Origin of the sequence: Bradyrhizobium sp. BRP23, assembly GCF_020194135.1 — a bacterium.
In the GTDB taxonomy this organism is placed as follows: Bacteria; Pseudomonadota; Alphaproteobacteria; order Rhizobiales; family Xanthobacteraceae; genus Bradyrhizobium; species Bradyrhizobium yuanmingense.
The window spans coordinates 19,545-38,173 of the sequence record NZ_JADYVW010000001.1 but is presented as its reverse complement, the minus strand read 5'-3'; the positions used below and the strand labels follow the sequence as shown (position 1 = coordinate 38,173).

At 65.1% G+C, this 18,629-nt stretch carries 20 protein-coding genes; 15 read left to right on the top strand and 5 right to left on the bottom strand.

Annotation, left to right across the window (positions count from 1 at the left end; all coding sequences use genetic code 11):
- Positions 1-141: 141 nt before the first annotated feature.
- A complete protein-coding gene (locus I6F24_RS00200; protein WP_157785990.1) occupies positions 142-285 on the top strand; it encodes a hypothetical protein in 144 nt (47 codons plus the stop codon).
- A 6-nt stretch (positions 286-291) separates the two neighbouring features.
- On the opposite strand, the gene I6F24_RS37525 is transcribed toward I6F24_RS00200, so the two are convergent.
- The gene (locus I6F24_RS37525) at positions 292-414 is read right to left on the bottom strand and encodes a hypothetical protein (protein ID WP_260346694.1); all 123 of its coding nucleotides are present in this window, start codon (positions 412-414) and stop codon (positions 292-294) included.
- Positions 415-650: 236 nt separating this feature from the next.
- On the opposite strand from I6F24_RS37525, the gene I6F24_RS00195 reads away from it, so the two are divergent.
- Together I6F24_RS00195 and I6F24_RS00190 are read left to right on the top strand one after the other, a co-directional pair.
- Positions 651-911 (top strand): hypothetical protein, encoded by a 261-nt coding sequence (locus I6F24_RS00195; RefSeq protein WP_128262436.1) that lies wholly within the window; start codon positions 651-653, stop codon positions 909-911.
- A 166-nt stretch (positions 912-1,077) separates the two neighbouring features.
- A complete protein-coding gene (locus I6F24_RS00190) occupies positions 1,078-2,289 on the top strand; it encodes a c-type cytochrome (RefSeq protein ID WP_162130838.1) in 1,212 nt (403 codons plus the stop codon).
- 30 nt (positions 2,290-2,319) lie between these two features.
- Here I6F24_RS00190 and I6F24_RS00185 read toward each other — a convergent pair whose 3' ends face one another.
- Positions 2,320-4,290, bottom strand: coding sequence for a 4Fe-4S binding protein (locus tag I6F24_RS00185; RefSeq protein ID WP_225149767.1), 1,971 nt, complete (start codon positions 4,288-4,290; stop codon positions 2,320-2,322).
- Between the two features lie 164 nt (positions 4,291-4,454).
- On the opposite strand from I6F24_RS00185, the gene I6F24_RS00180 reads away from it, so the two are divergent.
- The 10 genes from I6F24_RS00180 (at position 4,455) to I6F24_RS00135 (ending at position 13,612) form a co-directional block, all read left to right on the top strand.
- On the top strand, positions 4,455-5,195 hold the full coding sequence (locus I6F24_RS00180; protein WP_036023628.1) for a biotin/lipoate--protein ligase family protein: 741 nt from the start codon (positions 4,455-4,457) through the stop codon (positions 5,193-5,195).
- Positions 5,192-5,731: a DUF6505 family protein gene (locus I6F24_RS00175; RefSeq protein ID WP_036005125.1), complete on the top strand. Its 540-nt coding sequence runs from the start codon at positions 5,192-5,194 to the stop codon at positions 5,729-5,731. Before I6F24_RS00180 ends, I6F24_RS00175 begins: the two co-directional genes overlap by 4 nt.
- Positions 5,728-6,735, top strand: a complete 1,008-nt coding sequence (locus I6F24_RS00170) for a DUF6352 family protein (protein ID WP_036023630.1) — start codon at positions 5,728-5,730, stop codon at positions 6,733-6,735. The genes I6F24_RS00175 and I6F24_RS00170 overlap by 4 nt, the downstream gene beginning before the upstream one ends.
- Positions 6,732-7,247, top strand: coding sequence for a DUF3305 domain-containing protein (locus I6F24_RS00165; RefSeq protein ID WP_036023633.1), 516 nt, complete (start codon positions 6,732-6,734; stop codon positions 7,245-7,247). Before I6F24_RS00170 ends, I6F24_RS00165 begins: the two co-directional genes overlap by 4 nt.
- Positions 7,244-7,855, top strand: a complete 612-nt coding sequence (locus I6F24_RS00160; RefSeq protein WP_036023636.1) for a DUF3306 domain-containing protein — start codon at positions 7,244-7,246, stop codon at positions 7,853-7,855. The genes I6F24_RS00165 and I6F24_RS00160 overlap by 4 nt, the downstream gene beginning before the upstream one ends.
- Before the next feature lie 129 nt (positions 7,856-7,984).
- Positions 7,985-8,764 (top strand): molecular chaperone TorD family protein, encoded by a 780-nt coding sequence (locus tag I6F24_RS00155; protein ID WP_225149766.1) that lies wholly within the window; start codon positions 7,985-7,987, stop codon positions 8,762-8,764.
- Positions 8,765-8,793: 29 nt separating this feature from the next.
- Entirely contained in the window at positions 8,794-9,003 is a 210-nt protein-coding gene (locus I6F24_RS00150) for a twin-arginine translocation signal domain-containing protein (RefSeq protein ID WP_036023641.1), read from the top strand.
- A 14-nt stretch (positions 9,004-9,017) separates the two neighbouring features.
- Complete coding sequence (locus I6F24_RS00145; RefSeq protein WP_036005108.1) at positions 9,018-11,960, top strand: formate dehydrogenase subunit alpha; 2,943 nt, start codon at positions 9,018-9,020, stop codon at positions 11,958-11,960.
- Between the two features lie 13 nt (positions 11,961-11,973).
- Positions 11,974-12,570 carry a formate dehydrogenase FDH3 subunit beta gene (gene fdh3B, locus I6F24_RS00140; RefSeq protein ID WP_036005105.1) on the top strand — a complete coding sequence of 199 codons (597 nt, stop codon included), beginning with the start codon at positions 11,974-11,976 and terminating at the stop codon, positions 12,568-12,570.
- Between the two features lie 40 nt (positions 12,571-12,610).
- On the top strand, positions 12,611-13,612 hold the full coding sequence (locus I6F24_RS00135) for a formate dehydrogenase subunit gamma (RefSeq protein WP_225149765.1): 1,002 nt from the start codon (positions 12,611-12,613) through the stop codon (positions 13,610-13,612).
- A 15-nt stretch (positions 13,613-13,627) separates the two neighbouring features.
- Here the strand turns inward: I6F24_RS00135 and I6F24_RS00130 are convergent, their stop codons facing one another.
- Positions 13,628-13,828, bottom strand: coding sequence for a hypothetical protein (locus tag I6F24_RS00130; RefSeq protein ID WP_036023649.1), 201 nt, complete (start codon positions 13,826-13,828; stop codon positions 13,628-13,630).
- Between the two features lie 72 nt (positions 13,829-13,900).
- The gene (locus I6F24_RS00125; protein WP_156447252.1) at positions 13,901-14,053 is read right to left on the bottom strand and encodes a hypothetical protein; all 153 of its coding nucleotides are present in this window, start codon (positions 14,051-14,053) and stop codon (positions 13,901-13,903) included.
- A gap of 108 nt (positions 14,054-14,161) precedes the next feature.
- On the opposite strand from I6F24_RS00125, the gene I6F24_RS00120 reads away from it, so the two are divergent.
- A complete protein-coding gene (locus I6F24_RS00120) occupies positions 14,162-15,241 on the top strand; it encodes a HoxN/HupN/NixA family nickel/cobalt transporter (protein WP_050995897.1) in 1,080 nt (359 codons plus the stop codon).
- Positions 15,222-17,525 carry a TonB-dependent receptor gene (locus I6F24_RS00115; protein ID WP_036023651.1) on the top strand — a complete coding sequence of 768 codons (2,304 nt, stop codon included), beginning with the start codon at positions 15,222-15,224 and terminating at the stop codon, positions 17,523-17,525. The genes I6F24_RS00120 and I6F24_RS00115 overlap by 20 nt, the downstream gene beginning before the upstream one ends.
- Before the next feature lie 39 nt (positions 17,526-17,564).
- Here I6F24_RS00115 and I6F24_RS00110 read toward each other — a convergent pair whose 3' ends face one another.
- Positions 17,565-18,629 carry a UDP-glucuronic acid decarboxylase family protein gene (locus I6F24_RS00110; RefSeq protein WP_036023654.1) on the bottom strand — a complete coding sequence of 355 codons (1,065 nt, stop codon included), beginning with the start codon at positions 18,627-18,629 and terminating at the stop codon, positions 17,565-17,567.

The window sequence follows — 18,629 nt, the reverse complement described above, 5'->3', positions numbered from 1 at the left end:
TCCGCGAACGTCGTTCGAACCGTAGCTGCGCTTATACCAAGGCCGTTACAGGTCAGACACTGCCGCCGCGCGATTTGCGCCAATGCGTTCAACCATGCTCGTATGGTTACCAAATTCTGAAGCCGGAGGCGGAAATGGCGCATGGAGCGCACCTTGCGCGGCGCCATCGTCTGCATGGCGCAGGCAATGATCTACGATCCTCGGCTGCAGGAAGCTATGGTTCGCAAGGTCGAGCTCGTTCCCTCCGCTCCGATCCTCGGGCCGATCGGGCTCAAGCGCGAGTGAGACTTCTTAGAGCCGCACCCCGGTGGTGGCAAACGCGTGCGCGGCGGGCTCCTGCACGCGATCGAGGATCACCATCCCACCAACCGCGATCACCACGGCCGCGACGCAGCCAAGCAAAAAAGCCTTCATCCTCAGCCTCCCTCGATTGGACCACGCCATCTATACGACAGGGCCTGCGGCGAGCAAGCTCGTCGATCGCATCAGCCATCCGCCCGCTATGGGCTTTTGAACACGGGATCGGCGGAAAGACGCATCGCCCATCGAGCCAAGGGACCGGAGCTCGGCGCTGCTGCGCTGCACGATCCGGAACGGATGCGGGTCTTGCAAGTTTTCTGCAGGCCTGGTGAGCGCATCGGAGGCTTGGCGTGAAATTACCGAGAACGATCCTGTGCTTCGCAGCACTTTGCATTGTCGAGGGCGCCCTGGCCCAGCCGGCGCAAACCAACTCGCCGACGGGGCAAACGCCTCCCGAGGACAAGGGCCAGCTCCAGCCGCAAGGTTGGACGGGTCCGATCAATACCGGCTCGGGTGGTGCGCCGCCCGAAAGCCCCCAGGGCCAGAGTCCGCCCGGAATGCAGCCCGCGCCGGAGGGGTCGTCCAAGACCACGACGGCACCGGCCAAGTAGACTGTTTCAAGTAGACCGTTCCAGGATATTCATTTCCGTTGCCTCTTCTGGCAATCTCGAGCGGGTGAATGTCAGCAGGCGGCCAGGAATGAACAGATCGGCTCTGTGCACGAAGGTGGCCGCATTGCTGTGGACCATCTTTGCCGCATCGACGGTGCATGCCGACATGGTCGGACACGGCGGCCCGATACGGGCTCTCGCCATTTCGCCCGATGACGACAGCCTTCTCTCCGGCAGCTTCGACACCGCCGTCATCCGCTGGTCGCTCAGGACAGATACGGCAGAGCACGTGCTGCGGTATCATGCCGATGGCGTCAACGCCGTCGCCTTTCTCAAAGACGGCCGCATGATCACGGCCGGAGCCGATGCGCGCATTGCGGTGTGGACGGCGGGCCGGCCGGAGCCGGACCGGGTGCTGGAGGGACATGTCGCTCCGATCGCGGCGCTTGCTGTGTCGTCCGATGGGACGCTTCTCGCATCGGCGTCATGGGACCAGACAGTGCGGCTCTGGTCGCTGTCGGACAGCACATCCCGCGTGCTCGAAGGGCATACGCAGAACGTCAATGGGGTCGCTTTCCTGCCGGACGGCAGGCTCGTCAGTGTCGGCTACGATCTTGCGCTGCGCATCTGGCGTTTGCCGGATGGCCAACCTGACATCGTGACTTTGCCGGCGCCGCTGAACGCGGTGGCTGTCGCGCCGGATGGTGAAATCGTCACGGGCGCGGTCGATGGCAGGCTGCGCATGCTGACAACGGACGGCAAGGTCAGCGGCGAGGTCGCGGCCAGTCCGACGCCGGTGGTGGCCTTGGCCATGTCGGCGGACGGTGCGCTGGTCGCTGCGGCCGGGATCGGCGGCACGGTGGCGATCATCGATCGCAAGTCGCGCAACCTGCTGCGCACCCTGGTTGGGCCCGGGCTGCCGGTGTGGGCGGTCGCCTTCCTTGCCGATCGCGAGACACTGATGACGGGTGGTGCGGACGGCAGGATCAGGCGCTGGAATGCCCGCACCGGCAATCCCATCGGTTCAAGCCTGGTCGGCACACCGGCCGACCCGCTTGCGGCCTATGCCGGCGATCACGGCGCCGATGTGTTTCGGGCCTGTGTTGCCTGCCACACGCTCTCGGACAAGGAGGTGCAGCGCGCGGGTCCCACACTTGCGGGACTCTACGGCCGCAAGATCGCTTCGGTGCCGGGATATCGCTTCTCTGATGCACTGAAGACGATGGACATCGTCTGGACGCCGGAAACCGTCGCACGATTGTTCGAAATCGGGCCGAATGCCTACACCCCCGGCACCAAGATGCCGGAGCAGCGCATCGGCTCGGCCGAGGACCGGCGCGCGCTGACCGAATTTCTGGCCCGCGCGACGTCGAGATGATTGCCTTGCGCCGATTCGACCTCGTCCGCTTTAGTCCTTGCCGTTGCGTTCGCGGATGTAATCATCCGTCGTTCGCGGCGGCGTTCGTTCCGGAACGCCCTTGAACGGATCGAATTGCTGTTCGCTCATGACCACGACGCGGCAGTCCGCGCACATCCTGAGCGCCTCGATTCGCTTGTCGCCGGCCGGATACATCCAGTGCCGGCCTTCGAGCTTGGCGGCGATGCGGTCGATCGTGCTCTTGACGCCGAAGGGCGTGCCGCAGCGGACGCAGAGCGCGGGCTCCTCTTCCTTGATGACAACGGCGGGCGCGCGCGCCGCCCGGAAATCGATCTGCGGCTTGAGGCTGATGACCTTTTCCGGACAGGTGCTCTGGCACAGGCCGCACTGCACGCAGGCATCCTCGATGAATTTCAGCACCGGCCGCTCGGGATCGTCGCGCAATGCGCCGGTCGGGCAGGCCGAGACGCAGGATAGGCACAGCGTGCAGCCATCGGCCTCGACGCTGATTGCGCCGACCGGCGCACCTTGCGGCAGCGCGATGATGTCGACCGGCTGCGGCGCCAGCCGATGCAACTCGCTGAGGGCAAACCGCAAGAGGTCGCGCCGCTTGCCGACGGTCTTGAAAGTTGCCGGCGTCGGGACCGCGGCGAGCGTGCCGATATCAGTCAAATGCGCGCCGAGCGCGTCGGGATCGTCGGTTTCGATGGTGGCGAGGCGACGGCCCGCAAATCCAAGGCCGCCGAGGATCGCCTCAGCCATCGCGATCGTCTGCGTCAATCCGGTCACGTCGTGGCGCGGCTTGCCACGGAGCAGGAAGCGCACGGCAGAGACGCCATAGGCAAAGGCGCCGACGATCGCCTCCAGCCCGACCTGCGTGAGCTCGTTGACGGCAAAGGGAAGCACGTTCGCCGGCAGGCCGTCGCCATGCCGCGCGAGGGCGTCGATCAGCGGCGTGCCGTGCGGGCTGTCGTGAAAGAGCAGCACCGCATTCGCGCCGCCGGCCTCGCGGTAGGCGAGCAGCATGGCGCGAACTTTATGGAGCTGCGTATCGGCGGGCGGCAGCGCGTAGGAGACCGCGCTGGTCGGGCAGGCCGCCGCGCATTGGCCGCAGCCCGCGCAGATATTCGGATCGATTGCGATATGATCGCCGACGGGCGTGATTGCCCCGGTCGGGCAAAGATCGAGACAGCGATGGCAGCCCGTACGCTTCGAGCGCGAATGGGCGCAAAGCGCCGGCGCAACCTCGACATATCTGGGCTTGTCGAAGCTGCCGACGAGATCGCGCGCGGTCAGCACCGCGCGCAGCACCGCGGCGGGATCTTTCGTGTCGGCGCGGAGATAGCCGTCGCGCAGGTCGTGGGCGGGAAACATTGGCAGACCGCCGGAAAGATCGAGCACGATATCGCAGCGCGAGGTGACCCCGCTTCGCGGCGAGTCGAGCACGAAGCGATCGCGCGAGGAGGGGCGGGGACGCGCATAGTCGTCGATGACAAGCTCGAACGCGCCGAAATGTCCCTTCGCGGAGCGGATCGTGCCCTTCACGATCGGGAACACCGTGGCAACCGGCGGCACCGTGTCATCGAGCTGCTTCAGCATCACGGTGACGTCGAGGTGATCGGCAAGCAGGCGGCCGGCCTCAATCGCGGCCTCATCGCGCCCGTAGATCAGGATGACGCCCTCGCTCGACAAGGTGACGAGCGGATAGTCCGGGGCGGGGATGGAGGCGGATGCGAGCAGGGCGGCCATTTTTGCGCCGGCGTGCGCGCCGTCGCGGGACCAGCCAGCCGTCTCGCGGATATTGACGAAGCCGATCGCGTCAGGCCGCTCGCCGGCCTCGTCCGAAAACTGCGCCGCCTGCTGCGTGCAGGCGACCGTCAACACGCCTTCTGTCGCGGCCATGTTGCGGAAATGATCGAGCTCCGCCCCGCAGAGGTGGCGGAAGCTCTTGACCTCGCTGTTCGGACATGCGCGCCGGATTGCAGCCACGTCGAGGCGCATCGTGTCTTCGCACGAGCAGATCAGGATGGTCTTCGACGGCTGCTCCAGGTTAACTCCTCCGCCTTTCGGACGACGACGACGGACTCGCGCCGGCCCTTCGCCTCGTATAGACATTATCCATCGGGAAGAAAAGGAAAGCGGAGGACGGTCTGCCGTCGATCCCAGTGAGCCATGTTTCCACGGCGGAACCGATCCACCTGCCGCCGCCGTTCACATTGGTGCGATTGCGCGAGAGCGGCGACGCTTTTGCCCATGCATGCCGCATCGCACCGGAGAGCGGCGCCGGAACGCTCGTCTATGTCGGCCGCTTCGACCTCGCCGAGTTCGCCGTGGTGCTCGAGCCGGCCGAGCCGTTGCGCAGCGCGCGGCGTGCGTTCTACGCAGGCATGGTTGCGCTCACCGACGCGCTTCGCGCCTATGCACCGCCGAGCAAGCCGATCACGATCGGCTGGCCGGATGCGGTCAGGATCGACGGGGGGCTGGTCGGCGGCGGACGGATGGGTTGGTGTTCCGGAGCTGACGAGGAGGCGCCGCCGCCCTGGCTGGTCTTCGGCGCGATGATACGGACGGTTGCCATGAATGATGACGATCCAGGCGTCCACCCGCTGGCCTCGGCGCTTGACCAGGAAGGCTTTGGCGAGGCGGGCGCGGCGCAGATCACGGAAAGCTTCGCCCGGCATCTGATGCTGGCGCTGGACGGCTGGCGGGTCGACGGCTTCGACAGCGTCGCGCGCGACTATCTCACGCGGATGCCGCGTGAAAGGCAGACGATACAGCGCATAGATGATTGCGGCGACCTCCTGACGCGCCGCATCGGGACGGAGACGATCGAACGAAGCGACCTGGTCCGGGCGCTCGCGGTGCCGTCCTGGCTCGATCCGGCCCTCGGAGGACCGCGCCTGTGAAACTCCTGCGCACGATCGCGCTCGATCCCTCGGACACTTTCGTGTTCGACGTGGCGGCAGAGCCGGGCGAATGGGCCGTTTCCGGCGCCTTCCGCTTCTGGGATTGCGATGGCGCGAAGCTCGAGGGCAAGGCCCGCGCGGCGTTTCGCGGTGGGTTCCTCGGGGTGCAATCCTGGGGCTGGTCGACGCTGGCGCAGATCGTTCCGGCGACCGCGGACGATTACCACGGCCTGGTCGATCTGCTGGCGAGGCAATTGGTCGATCGTTTCGGCGCGCCGGATATGGCGGCGGCGAAAACGGCGGCCGAAGAGGAGGTCGCTTTTGCCCAGTCGCTCTGCAGCCATCCCATCAGCTCGCTTATTGCAGTGCACCGCACCTCGAGCGACGGGGAGGTCCGCGAGTCGTTCCGCCGGCTGCAGCTTCGGGAAGGCCAGGGGCATGGCAAGGCGTTCTCGTTCATCGAGATGGAGGACGACGTCGAGCCGGACGGCGATCTCAGGCTTGCGGATCTCGGCCGGGAGCCGACCGTCCGATGAACGATTTCTGGATCTCCTGTGGTCACCACCTGCTCGATCGCGACGAGGGCGGCGGCCTGCGTGTCACGGACGAATTTCTCAAAGCCTATTTTGCCCGTCCCGAGCTGATGCCGCCGGACGACGCGTGCCCGGTCGAACGCCGGCTGCATCGCGATCTGCTCGCCGACCCGCGCCAGGCCGTCGGCGCCGGCGAGATCGCCGCGATTGCCGATGCTGATGCCAGGGAGAATTGGCAGTTCGTGCTGGCGTTCCGCGATCTTCTGCTGCGGCATCCGACGCTCGAAGCGGCCTATCTTGCCTGGCTCCGCTCAGGGGCGAACGATCTGCCGCCGCTGTTCGTCAACCAGCTCGTGCACGTCATCCTGCGCAACGCGCTCGACGGCTGCGACGACCCGTTCGTGCTGCGCGCGGCCGAATTGTTCTTCCGGATCCAGCGCGTTCTCCCACATGAGCACGCTTTGTTGCTGGGAGACGAGGAGGTCGTCGGCGGCCGGAGCCCGACCCCGGTGCTCTCGCTGATGTCGATGCTCGGCGCCACCACCGATGCGGTGGTCGAGGTGTTGGGCGAGGAGAATGCCGAGGCCTATTGGCACCGGAGCGACCAGTTCGACATGGCCCTCGACCTGACCGCCGACGGCCGCGGACCTGTAGCGCTGGCGCAGGCGATGACGCGTTGGGTCTCCCATCTGCTCGGCATCGATGTCGTGATCGAGCCGCTACGGGCGCTGCACGAGGCGAAGCTGAGCTGGTATGTCGGGCTCGATGCCGATGCCACGAGGCTCGGCGACCGTCTGTGGCGCGGCGAAGAGCTCGGCGAGCGCGACGCCGATCGCGTGCTGGCGCTGTTCCGGCTGACGTTTGCGGATTCCAGCCGTGCCCTCGACGATGTCGGGGATGAGCCGGTCTACCTGATCCTGTCGATGACGGCGGATCAGAAGCTGCGGATGAAGCCACAGAATCTGCTGACCGGGTTGCCGGTGAAGCGGCTGGAGATGGCGACGTGAGCCCCGCGGCATTGCCGTCCCTCTCGATTGCCGTCGGCGTCGTAGTCGAGCGGCGCAAGGCCGACTCGCCTTGGGTCGATTTCATCTGGCGCGGAATTGCTGTCCTGCCGGACGAGCCGTCGACCGAGCCATGGACCGTGCTTCGCGAGCAGGACGGCACGACCCTGTTCTATGCCGGAAGTGCGACCATCGATCTCTATCCGTCGGAGACGGCGCGCTATCGCGACAATCTCGCCTCCGGCGGTCCGAGCATCTGGGTCGTGTTGTCGCCTGCGCAAGGCGTCTGGCCCTATGCAGTCACCGCGGTGACCGCCGACCCCGCCGAGGGCGAAGGCTTTACCGAAGCCGCCGACAATCTCGTCGAGGCCGTGCCGATGCCGGAAGTGCTGCGCGAGGCGATTGAAAGCTTCGTGGCCGAGCACCATGTCGAGCGCGAATTCGTCAAACGCAAGCGGCGCCGTGCCGATCCGGAGGCGCTGGCGCGGCGCGAACATGAAGGCGGAAAGGAATGAGTGAGGAGGACTTCCTTGCGCGTTGGTCCCGCCGCAAACAGCAGTCGCGAGCGGAGCCGGCGAAACCTGCCCCGGCGCAGCCGACGCCGCCGTCCGAGGACAAAGAGGACGAGACGGAGTTCGATCTGTCGAGCCTGCCGTCGATCGACGAGATCAATGCTGCCACCGACATCACGGCCTTCCTCGGCAAGGGGATTCCTCGCGAGTTGAGCCTTGCGGCTCTTCGCCGCGCTTGGGCGACCGATCCCGCGATTCGCGACTTCGTCGGGCTCGCGGAGAATGCATGGGACTTCAACGACCCGACGGCGATGCCGGGATTTGGCCCGCTGGATTGTTCCTCGGAGGAGCTGGCCGCACTGGTCGATCGCATTGTCGGCGGCGTGCGCGAGGCGGCCCAGACTCTTGCTGAGGCGTCGATCGAAACGGCGGATTCTCCGGCGGAATCGCATCAAGCCGATGTGGCACTTGTTTCCAATGTCGTCGAGCCGCCCGATGAGACGCAGCACCTGGCAATCCCTGCTGCAGTGCAACCGACAGTGGGTGAAAGACCTGCGGATTCTGCAGAGCCTGTGAGGTCCCGCACGCATGGTGGTGCACTGCCGCGCTGAACCACGACCAAAGACTATAGGTACAGGCTATGGCAGGCGATTGACCGTTGCTGGAACCCGGATTACGCTACCTACTGCTTTGTAACAAAAGCGATAATCAAGCAGACGGGACTGGGATGGGAGGTCCACGTGCGCGATGACGGACTTGATCGAGCGATCGATGCCGCAGGCGGCATCGCTCAGCTTGCACGCAAAATAGGCATCAGCCAGCCCTCCGTCTCGAATTGGACCCGTGTGCCCGCACAACGGGTGGTTGCAGTCGAAACGGCGACCGGCGTCTCCCGAAACGATCTGCGGCCCGATCTTTACGGTGAGCAAGCCGGCTCCGCCGAGCTCGTCGATCCCATCGATGCGGCGCGCGCGCGGGAATACGTCTTGCTCGCGGCGCTGCTGTCTGCGCCTCCGTCGAAGCGCCTGCTCGATCAGCTCGCCGCGCTCAGCGGAGACGCGACGCCGCTCGGTCGTGCGCATGCGGCGCTCGCCGACGCGGCCTCGAGCGCCGTCCCGTCGAAAGTCGAGCGGGAGTATTTCGATTTGTTTGTCGGGCTCGGCCGCGGTGAATTGCTGCCCTATGCTTCCTATTATCTCACGGGCTTTCTCAACGAACGGCCTTTGTCGCGCCTGCGCGGCGACCTGATGACGCTCGGCATCGAGCGTATCGCCAACGATTCCGAACCCGAAGATCACGCTGCCATCCTGTGCGAGATCATGTCGGGCCTTGCCGATGGCCGCTTCGATGCCTCACACGAGGCGCAGCGCGCCTTCTTCGAAAAGCACGTGTCGCCATGGATGGGGCGGTTGTTCGCCGACATCGAGAACGCGGGGACTGCCCGTTTCTATCGCGCAGTCGGCGCGCTCGGCCGCACTTTCATCGAAATCGAGACGGAAGCATTTACATTCGCCAGCTGACCGAGGCGCTTCGGTCCGGGAGAGATGCGATGAGTGACGAGACGAAATCAAAGGTCGGACGCCGCGATTTCCTGCGCAAGGTCGGCTTGGGTACCGCCGGTGCCGGCGCGGCCCTTGCAACACCGTTGGTCGGGTCCGCCCAGGCCGACAGTGAAACCAACGATGAGAAGCGCAAGGCGCGCTACAAGGAATCCGATCACGTGAAGACGTTCTACCGCGTCAATCGTTATCCGGCCTGAGAGGGAGGCTGCCCGTGCTTATCAAGCGAACACACCAGCGTTCCGATCGCCGCGGTTCCGTCGCCGAATCCCTTGCGGGGCAGGGCGGGGGACTTGATCGCCGCACATTCCTGCGCAAATCCGGTTTGGCCGGCGGCGCGCTCGCCGCGCTCGGGGCCATGCCGGTGGGCAACGTGCGAAAGGCGGAGGCGGCCGCCGCCGGCCCGCTCGCGGCCGGCGCCACCGTCAAGAAGAGCATCTGCACGCATTGTGCCGTGGGCTGCACGGTGACGGCGGAAGTCCTCAACGGAGTCTGGATCGGGCAGGAACCGAGCTGGGATTCGCCGATCAACCGTGGCTCGCATTGCGCCAAGGGCGCCTCGGTGCGCGAGCTCGTGCACAGCGATCGCCGCCTGCGCTATCCGATGAAGCTGGTGAACGGGCAGTGGACGCGCGTGTCGTGGGACACGGCGGTGAACGAGATCGGCGACAAGCTGCTGCAGGTTCGCGAGAAGTCGGGCAGCGATTCGGTCTATTGGCTCGGCTCGGCCAAGATGACCAACGAAGGAGCCTACCTGTTCCGCAAGTTGGGCGCGTTCTGGGGCACCAACAACACCGATCACCAGGCGCGGATCTGCCACTCCACCACCGTCACCGGCGTCGCCAATACCTGGGGCTACGGCGCGATGACGAACAGCATCAACGACATGCGCAACTCCAAGACGATGCTGTTTATCGGCAGCAACGCGGCGGAAGCGCATCCGGTCAGCATGCAGCACCTGCTCGAATCCAAGGAGCTCAACAAGGCGAATTTCATCGTCTTCGATCCGCGCCTGACCCGCACCGCGGCACATGCCACCGAATATGTCCGCATCCGTCCCGGCACCGACATTCCCGTGCTCTACGGCATGATGTGGCACATCCTGAAGAACGGCTGGGAGGACAAGGAATTCATCGCCCAGCGCGTCTACGGCTTCGACGACCTGCGCAAGGAGGTCGAGAAATGGAATCCGCAGGAGGTCGAGCGCGTCACCGGTGTGCCCGCCGCGCAGCTCGAGCGTGTCGCCAAGACGTTCGCGACGGTCAAGCCCGCGACCATCATCTGGTGCATGGGCCAGACCCAGCACACGGTCGGCACCGCCAACGTGCGGGCGAGCTGCATCGCGCTGCTGATGACGGGCAACGTCGGCAAGGCCGGGGCCGGCGCCAACATCCTTCGCGGCCATGACAACGTGCAAGGCGCGACCGATGTCGGCCTCGATATCGTGACGTTGCCGTTCTATTACGGCCTCGCGGAGGGCGCCTGGAAGCACTGGTCCCGGGTCTGGGAGGTCGACTACGACTATCTCGTCTCGCGCTTCGACGAGAAGAAGCAGATGGAGACGCCAGGCATCCCGCTGACGCGCTGGTTCGATGCCGCGCTGTTGCCGAAGGCCGACGTCGCACAGAAGGACAACGTCAAGGCCGTGTTCGTGCAAGGCCACGCCAGCAACAGCATTACGCGCATTCCCGAATCGCTGAAGGGCCTGAAGGCGCTGGAGCTGCTGGTGATCGCCGATCCGCACCCGACCACCTGGGCGTCTCTGGCGGTCGAGGCCGGACGCAAGGACGGCGTCTATATCCTGCCCGTGGCGACGCAGTTCGAATGCGCGGGATCGCGCGTCGCCTCCAACCGCTCGATGCAATGGGGCGAGCAGATCGTCAAGCCGATCTTCGAATCCAAGGACGACCTCGAGATCATCTATCTGCTGGCGAAGAAGTTCGGCTTCGCCGACAAGATGTTCAAGAACATCAAGGTCGAGAACAACCTTCCGGTCCCCGAGGACGTGCTGCGCGAGATCAACCGTGGAAGCTGGTCGACCGGTTATTGCGGCCAGTCGCCGGAGCGCATCAAGGCGCACATGAAGAACCAGCACAAGTTCGACCTGGTGACGATGCGCGCCCCCAAGGACGATCCGGAAGTCGGCGGCGATTATTATGGCCTGCCTTGGCCGTGCTGGGGCTCGCCCGAGGTGAAGCATCCCGGCTCGCCGCTGCTCTACAACAACAATCTGCACGTCATGGACGGCGGCGGCGCATTCCGTCCGCGCTTCGGCATCGAGCGCGAGGAGAAGCTGCCCGACGGCACGACGCGGAAGGTGAGCCTGCTCGCCGACAAGTCCTTCTCCAAGGGATCGGAGATCGAGGACGGCTATCCCGAGTTCACGCTGGCGAGCCTGAAGAAGCTCGGTTGGGACACGGATCTCACCGAGGCCGAGATGGCGACCATCCAGCGGGTCAACCCGGCCAATCCGGATGCGGTGTCCTGGGCGCTCGACCTCTCCGGCGGCATCCAGCGCGTCGCGCTGAAGCATGGCTGCGTGCCCTTCGGCAACGGCAAGGCGCGCATGAATGCGTTCGGTCTACCGGATCCGATCCCGGTGCACCGCGAGCCGATCTACACGCCGCGCGTCGACCTCGTCGAGAAGTATCCGACCTTGCCCGATGCCAAGCAGTTCCGTCTGCCCAACATCGGCTTCTCGGTGCAGAAGGCGGCGGTGGAGAAGGGGATCGCCAAGCAGTTCCCGCTGATCCTCTCCTCCGGACGTCTCGTCGAATACGAAGGCGGCGGCGAGGAAACCCGCACAAATCCGTGGCTCGCCGAATTGCAACAGGACATGTTCATCGAGATCAGCCCGGCTGATGCCGCCGATCGCGGCATCAAGGACGGCGGCTGGGTCTGGGTGAGCGGCGCTGAGAACAACTCGCGGGCCAAGATGAAGGCGATGGTGACCGAACGCGTCGGCAAGGGCGTCGCCTGGATGCCGTTCCATTTCGGCGGCTGGCTCGGCGGTAACGACCTGCGCAAGAACTATCCTGCCGGCACCGATCCGATCGTGCTGGGCGAGAGCGCCAACACGATCACGAGCTACGGCTACGATCCTGCAACCGGCATGCAGGAGCCGAAGGTCACGCTTTGTCAGATCGTCGCAGCCTGAGAGGAGCACGCACATGGCTCGGATGAAATTTCTCTGCGACGCTGATCGCTGCATCGAGTGCAACGCCTGCGTCACCGCCTGCAAGAACGAGCACGAGGTGCCCTGGGGCATCAACCGGCGGCGTGTCGTCACCATCAACGACGGCAAGCCGGGCGAGCGCTCGATCTCGATGGCCTGCATGCACTGCACGGACGCGCCCTGCGCGGCGGTCTGTCCGGTGAACTGCTTCTACACCACGGCCGATGCCGTGGTGCTGCACTCCAAGGACCTCTGCATCGGCTGCGGCTATTGCTTCTACGCCTGTCCGTTCGGCGCGCCGCAATATCCAAAGGTCGGAAACTTCGGCTCCCGCGGCAAGATGGACAAATGCACCTATTGCGCCGGCGGCCCGGAGGCCGACGGCAGCAAGGAGGAATACGCGAAATACGGTGCGAACCGGCTGGCCGAAGGCAAGCTGCCGCTCTGCGCGGAAATGTGCTCGACCAAATCCTTGCTTGCGGGCGACGGCGAGATCATCGCGCAGATCTACAAGGAGCGCGTCATGAAGCGCGGCTATGGCTCGGGTGCATGGGGCTGGAAGACCGCTTATCGCGAGGCGATCGAGTCCTGAGGTGGCAACAGAAGGGCGCGCAAATACCGGGGAGGACGTGATGGCGTCATTTGGAAGGTTCATTCGCCTGGCGTTCGGCGTTTGCACGCTGCTTCTCTTGGCGATGGCGGCGCCTGCGAGTGCTCAGCAGGTCAATCCGACTGCAAGCTCGGTCAAGGAGCAGCAGCTTCTGCAGGAGCTGAACCGGATTCAAGGGCGTGTCAGCATTCCGGATCAGCGGTCCGGCGTTCTCGAGCAGCCGCAGGGGCGGGAATGGCGGGAATTCCGCATGGTGACGCTGCCCTGGATCGGCGGCGTTGCCATCATCGGCATGATCGCCCTGATCATGATCTTCTATCTCACCCGCGGCATGGTTCGGCTGGAAAGCGGCCACTCGGGCCGCACCATCGTGCGCTTCAACGGTTTCGAACGTTTCGTGCACTGGATGACGGCAACCTGCTTCATCATCCTGGCGATCTCCGGCCTCAACGTCACCTTTGGCCGGCAACTGCTATTGCCGCTGATCGGTTTCGAGGCCTTTTCCGAATGGTCGCAATGGGCCAAATACGCCCACAATTATCTGAGCTTCCCGTTCACGCTGGGGGTCGTGCTGATCTTCCTGATGTGGATCGGCGGCAATATCCCCAATAAGGTGGATGTCGAATGGGCCAAGCGGGGTGGCGGCCTGATCGGGCATGACCATCCACCGGCCAATCGCTTCAATGGCGGCCAGAAGATGATCTACTGGATCGTCGTGATCGGTGGTGGGCTCGTCGCGGCGAGCGGCTATGCGCTGATGTTCCCGTTCTACGGCACGGGTATCGAAAGCATGCAGATGGCCCAGATCGTCCACTCCATTGTGGCGGTCCTGTTCGTCGCGGCGATGATCGGGCACATCTATATCGGCACCATCGGCATGGAAGGTGCGTTCGCCGCCATGGGCTCGGGCGAAGTCGACGTCAACTGGGCGCGCGAGCACCACAGCCTCTGGCTCGACGAGCAGATGGCGCGAACGGGACCGAACGATGGGCAGCGGCAACCTGCGACCGCAGCGGCCGAATAAAGCGAGCCTGCCGGCCTACCGCAGCTCTTTCGCAAACAAGACGGAGCGGTCCTGCAGCTCCTGCTCGGGAAGCTTGTCGGCCCGTCCCGTCTGCATATCTTGAATGGACGCCATGCCGGGCTGACCGAAATGAGGCACTGGATGCGGCCTGAACACGCTATTGGCCGCACCGGCGAGAAGCATGGCTGCGATTAGCGAGAGCATGAGGAGTTTCATGCGCGTCTCCGTCTGCCATCTCCACCCGGCACGATGAATACATCGGGATCGTCGAATCGGATGTGAGCGGCTTCACAGCAACGGGTTCCAGTTGCGTGGGTCGAGCTCCCCCTGACGACCGTCAACTTCGGCGTCAAACTGGATATCTGCTTGCCAATGCGAGCGCCCATCCCGCATCGGCGCGGTGATCCCGCTGACGCGGAATTCCTCCATCAGGCCCGCCATTTGGCTCGCATTCCGTCGGCTCGTCAGGGGGCAGACCGAAACTGGTCCGGCTCTTGCTCTTGCCAGTATGAGAAATTTTGATAAACGTCATACTGTAAGGGCGAGCGAATGGAACGAGCAGCGATGCGGACTTTGCGGGCGGTCGAGCCCGGAACGGTGGCGCTGCTTGGCGGGCTCGTCGCCGCCAACATCGCCGCATGGGCCTGGGCCTTCACGCTGTTCGGCGACCGGCCGACGGTGATGGCGACGGCCTTGCTGGCCTGGGTGTTCGGCCTGCGTCATGCCGTCGATGCCGATCACATTGCCGCGATCGACAACGTCGTGCGCAAGCTGATGCACGGCGCCGAGACGCCGCGCAGCGTCGGCCTCTATTTCGCGCTCGGCCATTCCACCGTCGTCGTGGTGGCGACCATGCTGCTGGCACTGGGCGTCGTGAGCCTCGGCGGCGACAGCCTGCTCAAGGAGATCGGCGGTCTCATCGGCACCTCAGTCTCGGCCCTGTTCCTGCTTGCGGTTGCCGCGATCAACCTCGTCATTTTCGTCGGCCTGTGGCGGACGTTTCGCGCGGCGCGGGAGCAGGGCGTTCACGATGCTGCGCAACTCGATGCGCTGCTTGCCAGCCGCGGTATTCTGGCCCGGCTGCTCGGCCCGATGTTCCGCCTGGTGACGAAGCCCTGGCACATGTACCCGCTCGGCTTCCTGTTCGGCCTCGGCTTCGACACCGCGACGGAGATCAGCCTGCTCAGCATCTCCGCCAGCGAAGCCGCGCGCGGCGCCTCGCTCGCCGATGTGCTGGTTTTCCCCGCGCTGTTCGCTGCAGGCATGGCGCTGGTCGACACTGCCGATTCCGCGCTGATGGTGAGCGCCTATCGCTGGGCCTTCGTCGATCCCTTGCGCAAGCTCTGGTACAATCTCACGATCACCGGCGCCTCCGTCGCGGTTGCACTGTTCATCGGCGGGATCGAAGCGCTCGGCCTGATCGGCGAGCGGCTCGGTCTCTCCGGCGGCGCATGGGCGCTGATCGAGGACCTCAACGAGTCGCTTGCCAATGTCGGCTTTGTCGTGATCGCGCTGTTTGCGGTCGCATGGCTCGTCTCGGTCGTGCTCTATCGCCGCATGTTCGCAAACGAGCCTCGCCGCGCCGGCACGAAAGTTTTGGAATGCACCGATGCGACCGAGGCGGCCTGAGCACGGTCGTCACGGCGGCGCTTTGACGGCACTCTCGGTCCTGGCGCTGCTCGCGGATGACGGCCGCGCCTTCGCACAGAGCAATGACACCTCACGCGAACTGCCGCCGGTTGAGGTCAGTGGCGGCGCCGCGCCCGGGCGCAAGATGACGGCCGCATCGCGCCGTGCCGCCAGATCGCCCGCGGCCGGTCGCCGCTCTTCCGCGACGGCGCAGGCGTCGGATCCGCGCAGTGCCGGCTCGGGTCCAAGGGCCGCAGCCGGCATGGCCAGCGAGATCACTGTCTCCGGCGACGAGATCAACGCGCGCCCTTTCACACGGCCGGGCGAGGCGCTCGAAGCCGTTCCCGGTCTGATCGTGACGCAGCATTCCGGCGAGGGCAAAGCCAACCAGTATTTCCTGCGCGGGTACAATCTCGACCACGGCACCGATCTGGCGATCATCGTCGACGGCGTCCCCGTCAACATGCGCACCCACGCGCATGGCCAGGGGTATGCCGATCTCAACTGGCTGATCCCGGAAACCATCGCCGCAATGGACGTGCGCAAGGGACCTTACTTCGCCGACGAAGGCGACTTCGCCTCGGTCGGAAGCGTTCACATCGGCCTGATCGACAGCACAAGGCGGCTGGCGCAGGTGAGCGCCGGCAGCTTCGGTTACCGCCGTCTGCTCGGCATGGATTCCGCGAAGGTTGGCGACGGTTCGCTGCTGGTGGCCGGCGAGATCGGTACCTACGACGGCCCGTGGGACAATCCGGACAAATTGCGAAAGCTCAACGGCCTCGTGCGCTATAGCCAGGGCACCGCGACCGACGGCATGTCGCTCACCGGCATGGCCTACGTCAACCAATGGAATGCGACCGACCAGGTGCCGCAGCGCGCCATCACCAGCGGCCTGCTCGGCCGTTATGGTTCGGAAGATCCGAGCGACGGCGGCCATGCCAACCGCTTTGCGCTGTCCGGGCGCATCGCGCAGACCGACGACATCGGTTCATGGAAGGCCAACGCCTATCTGGTGAAGAGCCAGCTCGACCTCTTCAACAATTTCACTTACTTCCTCGACGATCCCGTGCTCGGCGACCAGTTCCACCAGCACGACGACCGCTTGATGGCGGGCGCCAATGTCTCGCGCACGCTGGACGGCTCCTTTGCCGGCCTGCCGATGCAGACCACCTTCGGTCTGCAATCGCGCTATGATGCGATCGACCTCGCGCTCACCAATACGTTCCGGCGCGGCTTCATCGGCAATATCCGCAGCGACAAGGTCGGCGAGGGCAGCGTCGGGGTCTATGCCGAGAACACGGTGCGCTGGACCGACTGGCTCAGGACGACGTTGGGCTGGCGGGGCGATTATTACGCCGCCGACGTCACCTCTCTGTTCAACGCCGCAAATTCCGGTCGCGCCGATGCCGCGCTCGGCAGCCCGAAATTCAGGATGGTGCTTGGTCCGTTCAATCATACGGAATTCTTCCTCGGCGCCGGCTACGGCATGCACTCGAACGATGCCCGCGGTGCGACCACGACGGAGGATCCCACCGATCCCGCGACAAGGCTCACGCCGTCGCCGCTCCTGGTGCGCACCAGAGGCGCGGAGGTCGGGGTTCGCAGCAGGATCATTCCCGGCCTCGACAGCTCTCTCAGCCTCTTCATCCTGGACCAGGATTCCGAGATCCTGTTCGCTGGCGATGCCGGCGACACCTCGGCAACGCGCGCCAGCCGCCGCTACGGCTTCGAGTGGACCAACCACTACCGGCCACGGTCCTGGATCGACATCGACGCGGATCTCGCAATGACGCATGCGCGCTTCCGGGGCTATGACAGCGAGCAGGCCGCGGTCTATGCCTCGCTCGCCGGCTATCCGGAAGCGCAGATCGGCAATGCGCCCGGCAACTACATTCCCAACGCCCCCGCGGTGGTGGCATCGGCCGGAATAACGCTAGGCGAGAAGACCGGCTGGTTCGGCAGCGCGCGCTGGCGCTACATCGGCTCCAGCCCGTTGACGGAGGACAATGCGTTCCGCTCGCGGCCGACCGGCCTCGTCAACGCGCGGCTCGGCTACCGCAGCGAGAACGGCTGGCGCATCCAGTTCGACGTGCTCAATCTCTTCAACAGCAAGGCGAACCAGATCACCTATGCCTATGGCTCGCTGTTGAAGACCGATACGCTCTACAATCTCTGCGCCGCCAATGCCGCACCTGCCGCGGTCTGCGGGAACGGCGTGATGGATTATGTGCTGCACCCGGTCGAGCCGATGGCGTTCCGGGTCACTTTGGCCGGGACGTTTTAGGTTTATCGCGCTGGCGCATTGGGCGACCCGCCAAGGCCTTCACGGTTGCTCGGACATCGTCAGGCGGCCGCGTGCTGAATGGCGCGTCCTGCGCGCGGCGATGGCCGGCACGAGCGTGGGCGATTCCCCGGCGAGACGGAGCGCAAAATAGGCGATGGTCGCTTGAAGGCCGTCCTTCAATGCCACCCTCGGACGCCATCCCAGGATCTTCTCGGCGGCGTCGATCACAGGCTTGCGCCGCCTGGGATCGTCCTTCGGCAGGGGCTCGAAGCGCAGCGGGGACGCAGATTCGGTGCATGCCAGCACCTCACGGGCGATGGCCTCGATCGTGACCTCGTGCGGATTGCCGAGATTGCACGGACCGCTGACCGAGGCGGGGCTCTCCATCAGGAGCTGAAGCCCCCGCACGAGATCGTCGACGAAGCAAAAGCTGCGGGTTTGCGTGCCCTGGCCGTAGATCGTGATCGGCTCGCCACGCAACGCCTGCACGATGAAGTTGGACACGACGCGGCCGTCATTCTCGAGCATGCGCGGCCCGTAGGTGTTGAAGATGCGCGCGACCTTGATCTCGGTCCCGTGCATGCGCCGGTAGTCGAACATCAGCGTCTCCGCGGCGCGCTTGCCTTCGTCGTAACAGGCCCGCGGCCCGATCGGATTGACGTTGCCGAGATAGGATTCCGGCTGCGGATGCACCTCCGGGTCGCCGTAGACCTCGCTGGTGGAGGCCTGAAGAATCCGGGAACCCTTCTGCCGCGCCAGTTCGAGCAGGTTGATCGAGCCGAGCACGCAAGTCTTCATCGTTCCGACCGGATCGACTTGATAATGGCGGGGCGAGGCCGGGCAGGCGAGGCTGTAGATCCGGTCGATCCCGCCCTCGATCTCGATGGAATCGCGTACGTCATGCTCGATGAAGCGGAAGTTCGGATGGTTGAGCAGAGGCCGGATGTTGTCGGTGGTTCCCGTGAACAAATTGTCCAGGCAGATCACCATGCTGCCGCGTTGCAGGAGCGCGTCGCAGAGATGCGATCCGATGAAGCCGGCGCCGCCGGCGACCAGGACCGTCGGCGAGCGGCGGGACGCGTGGATGCGGGTCTGGAGCGTCAT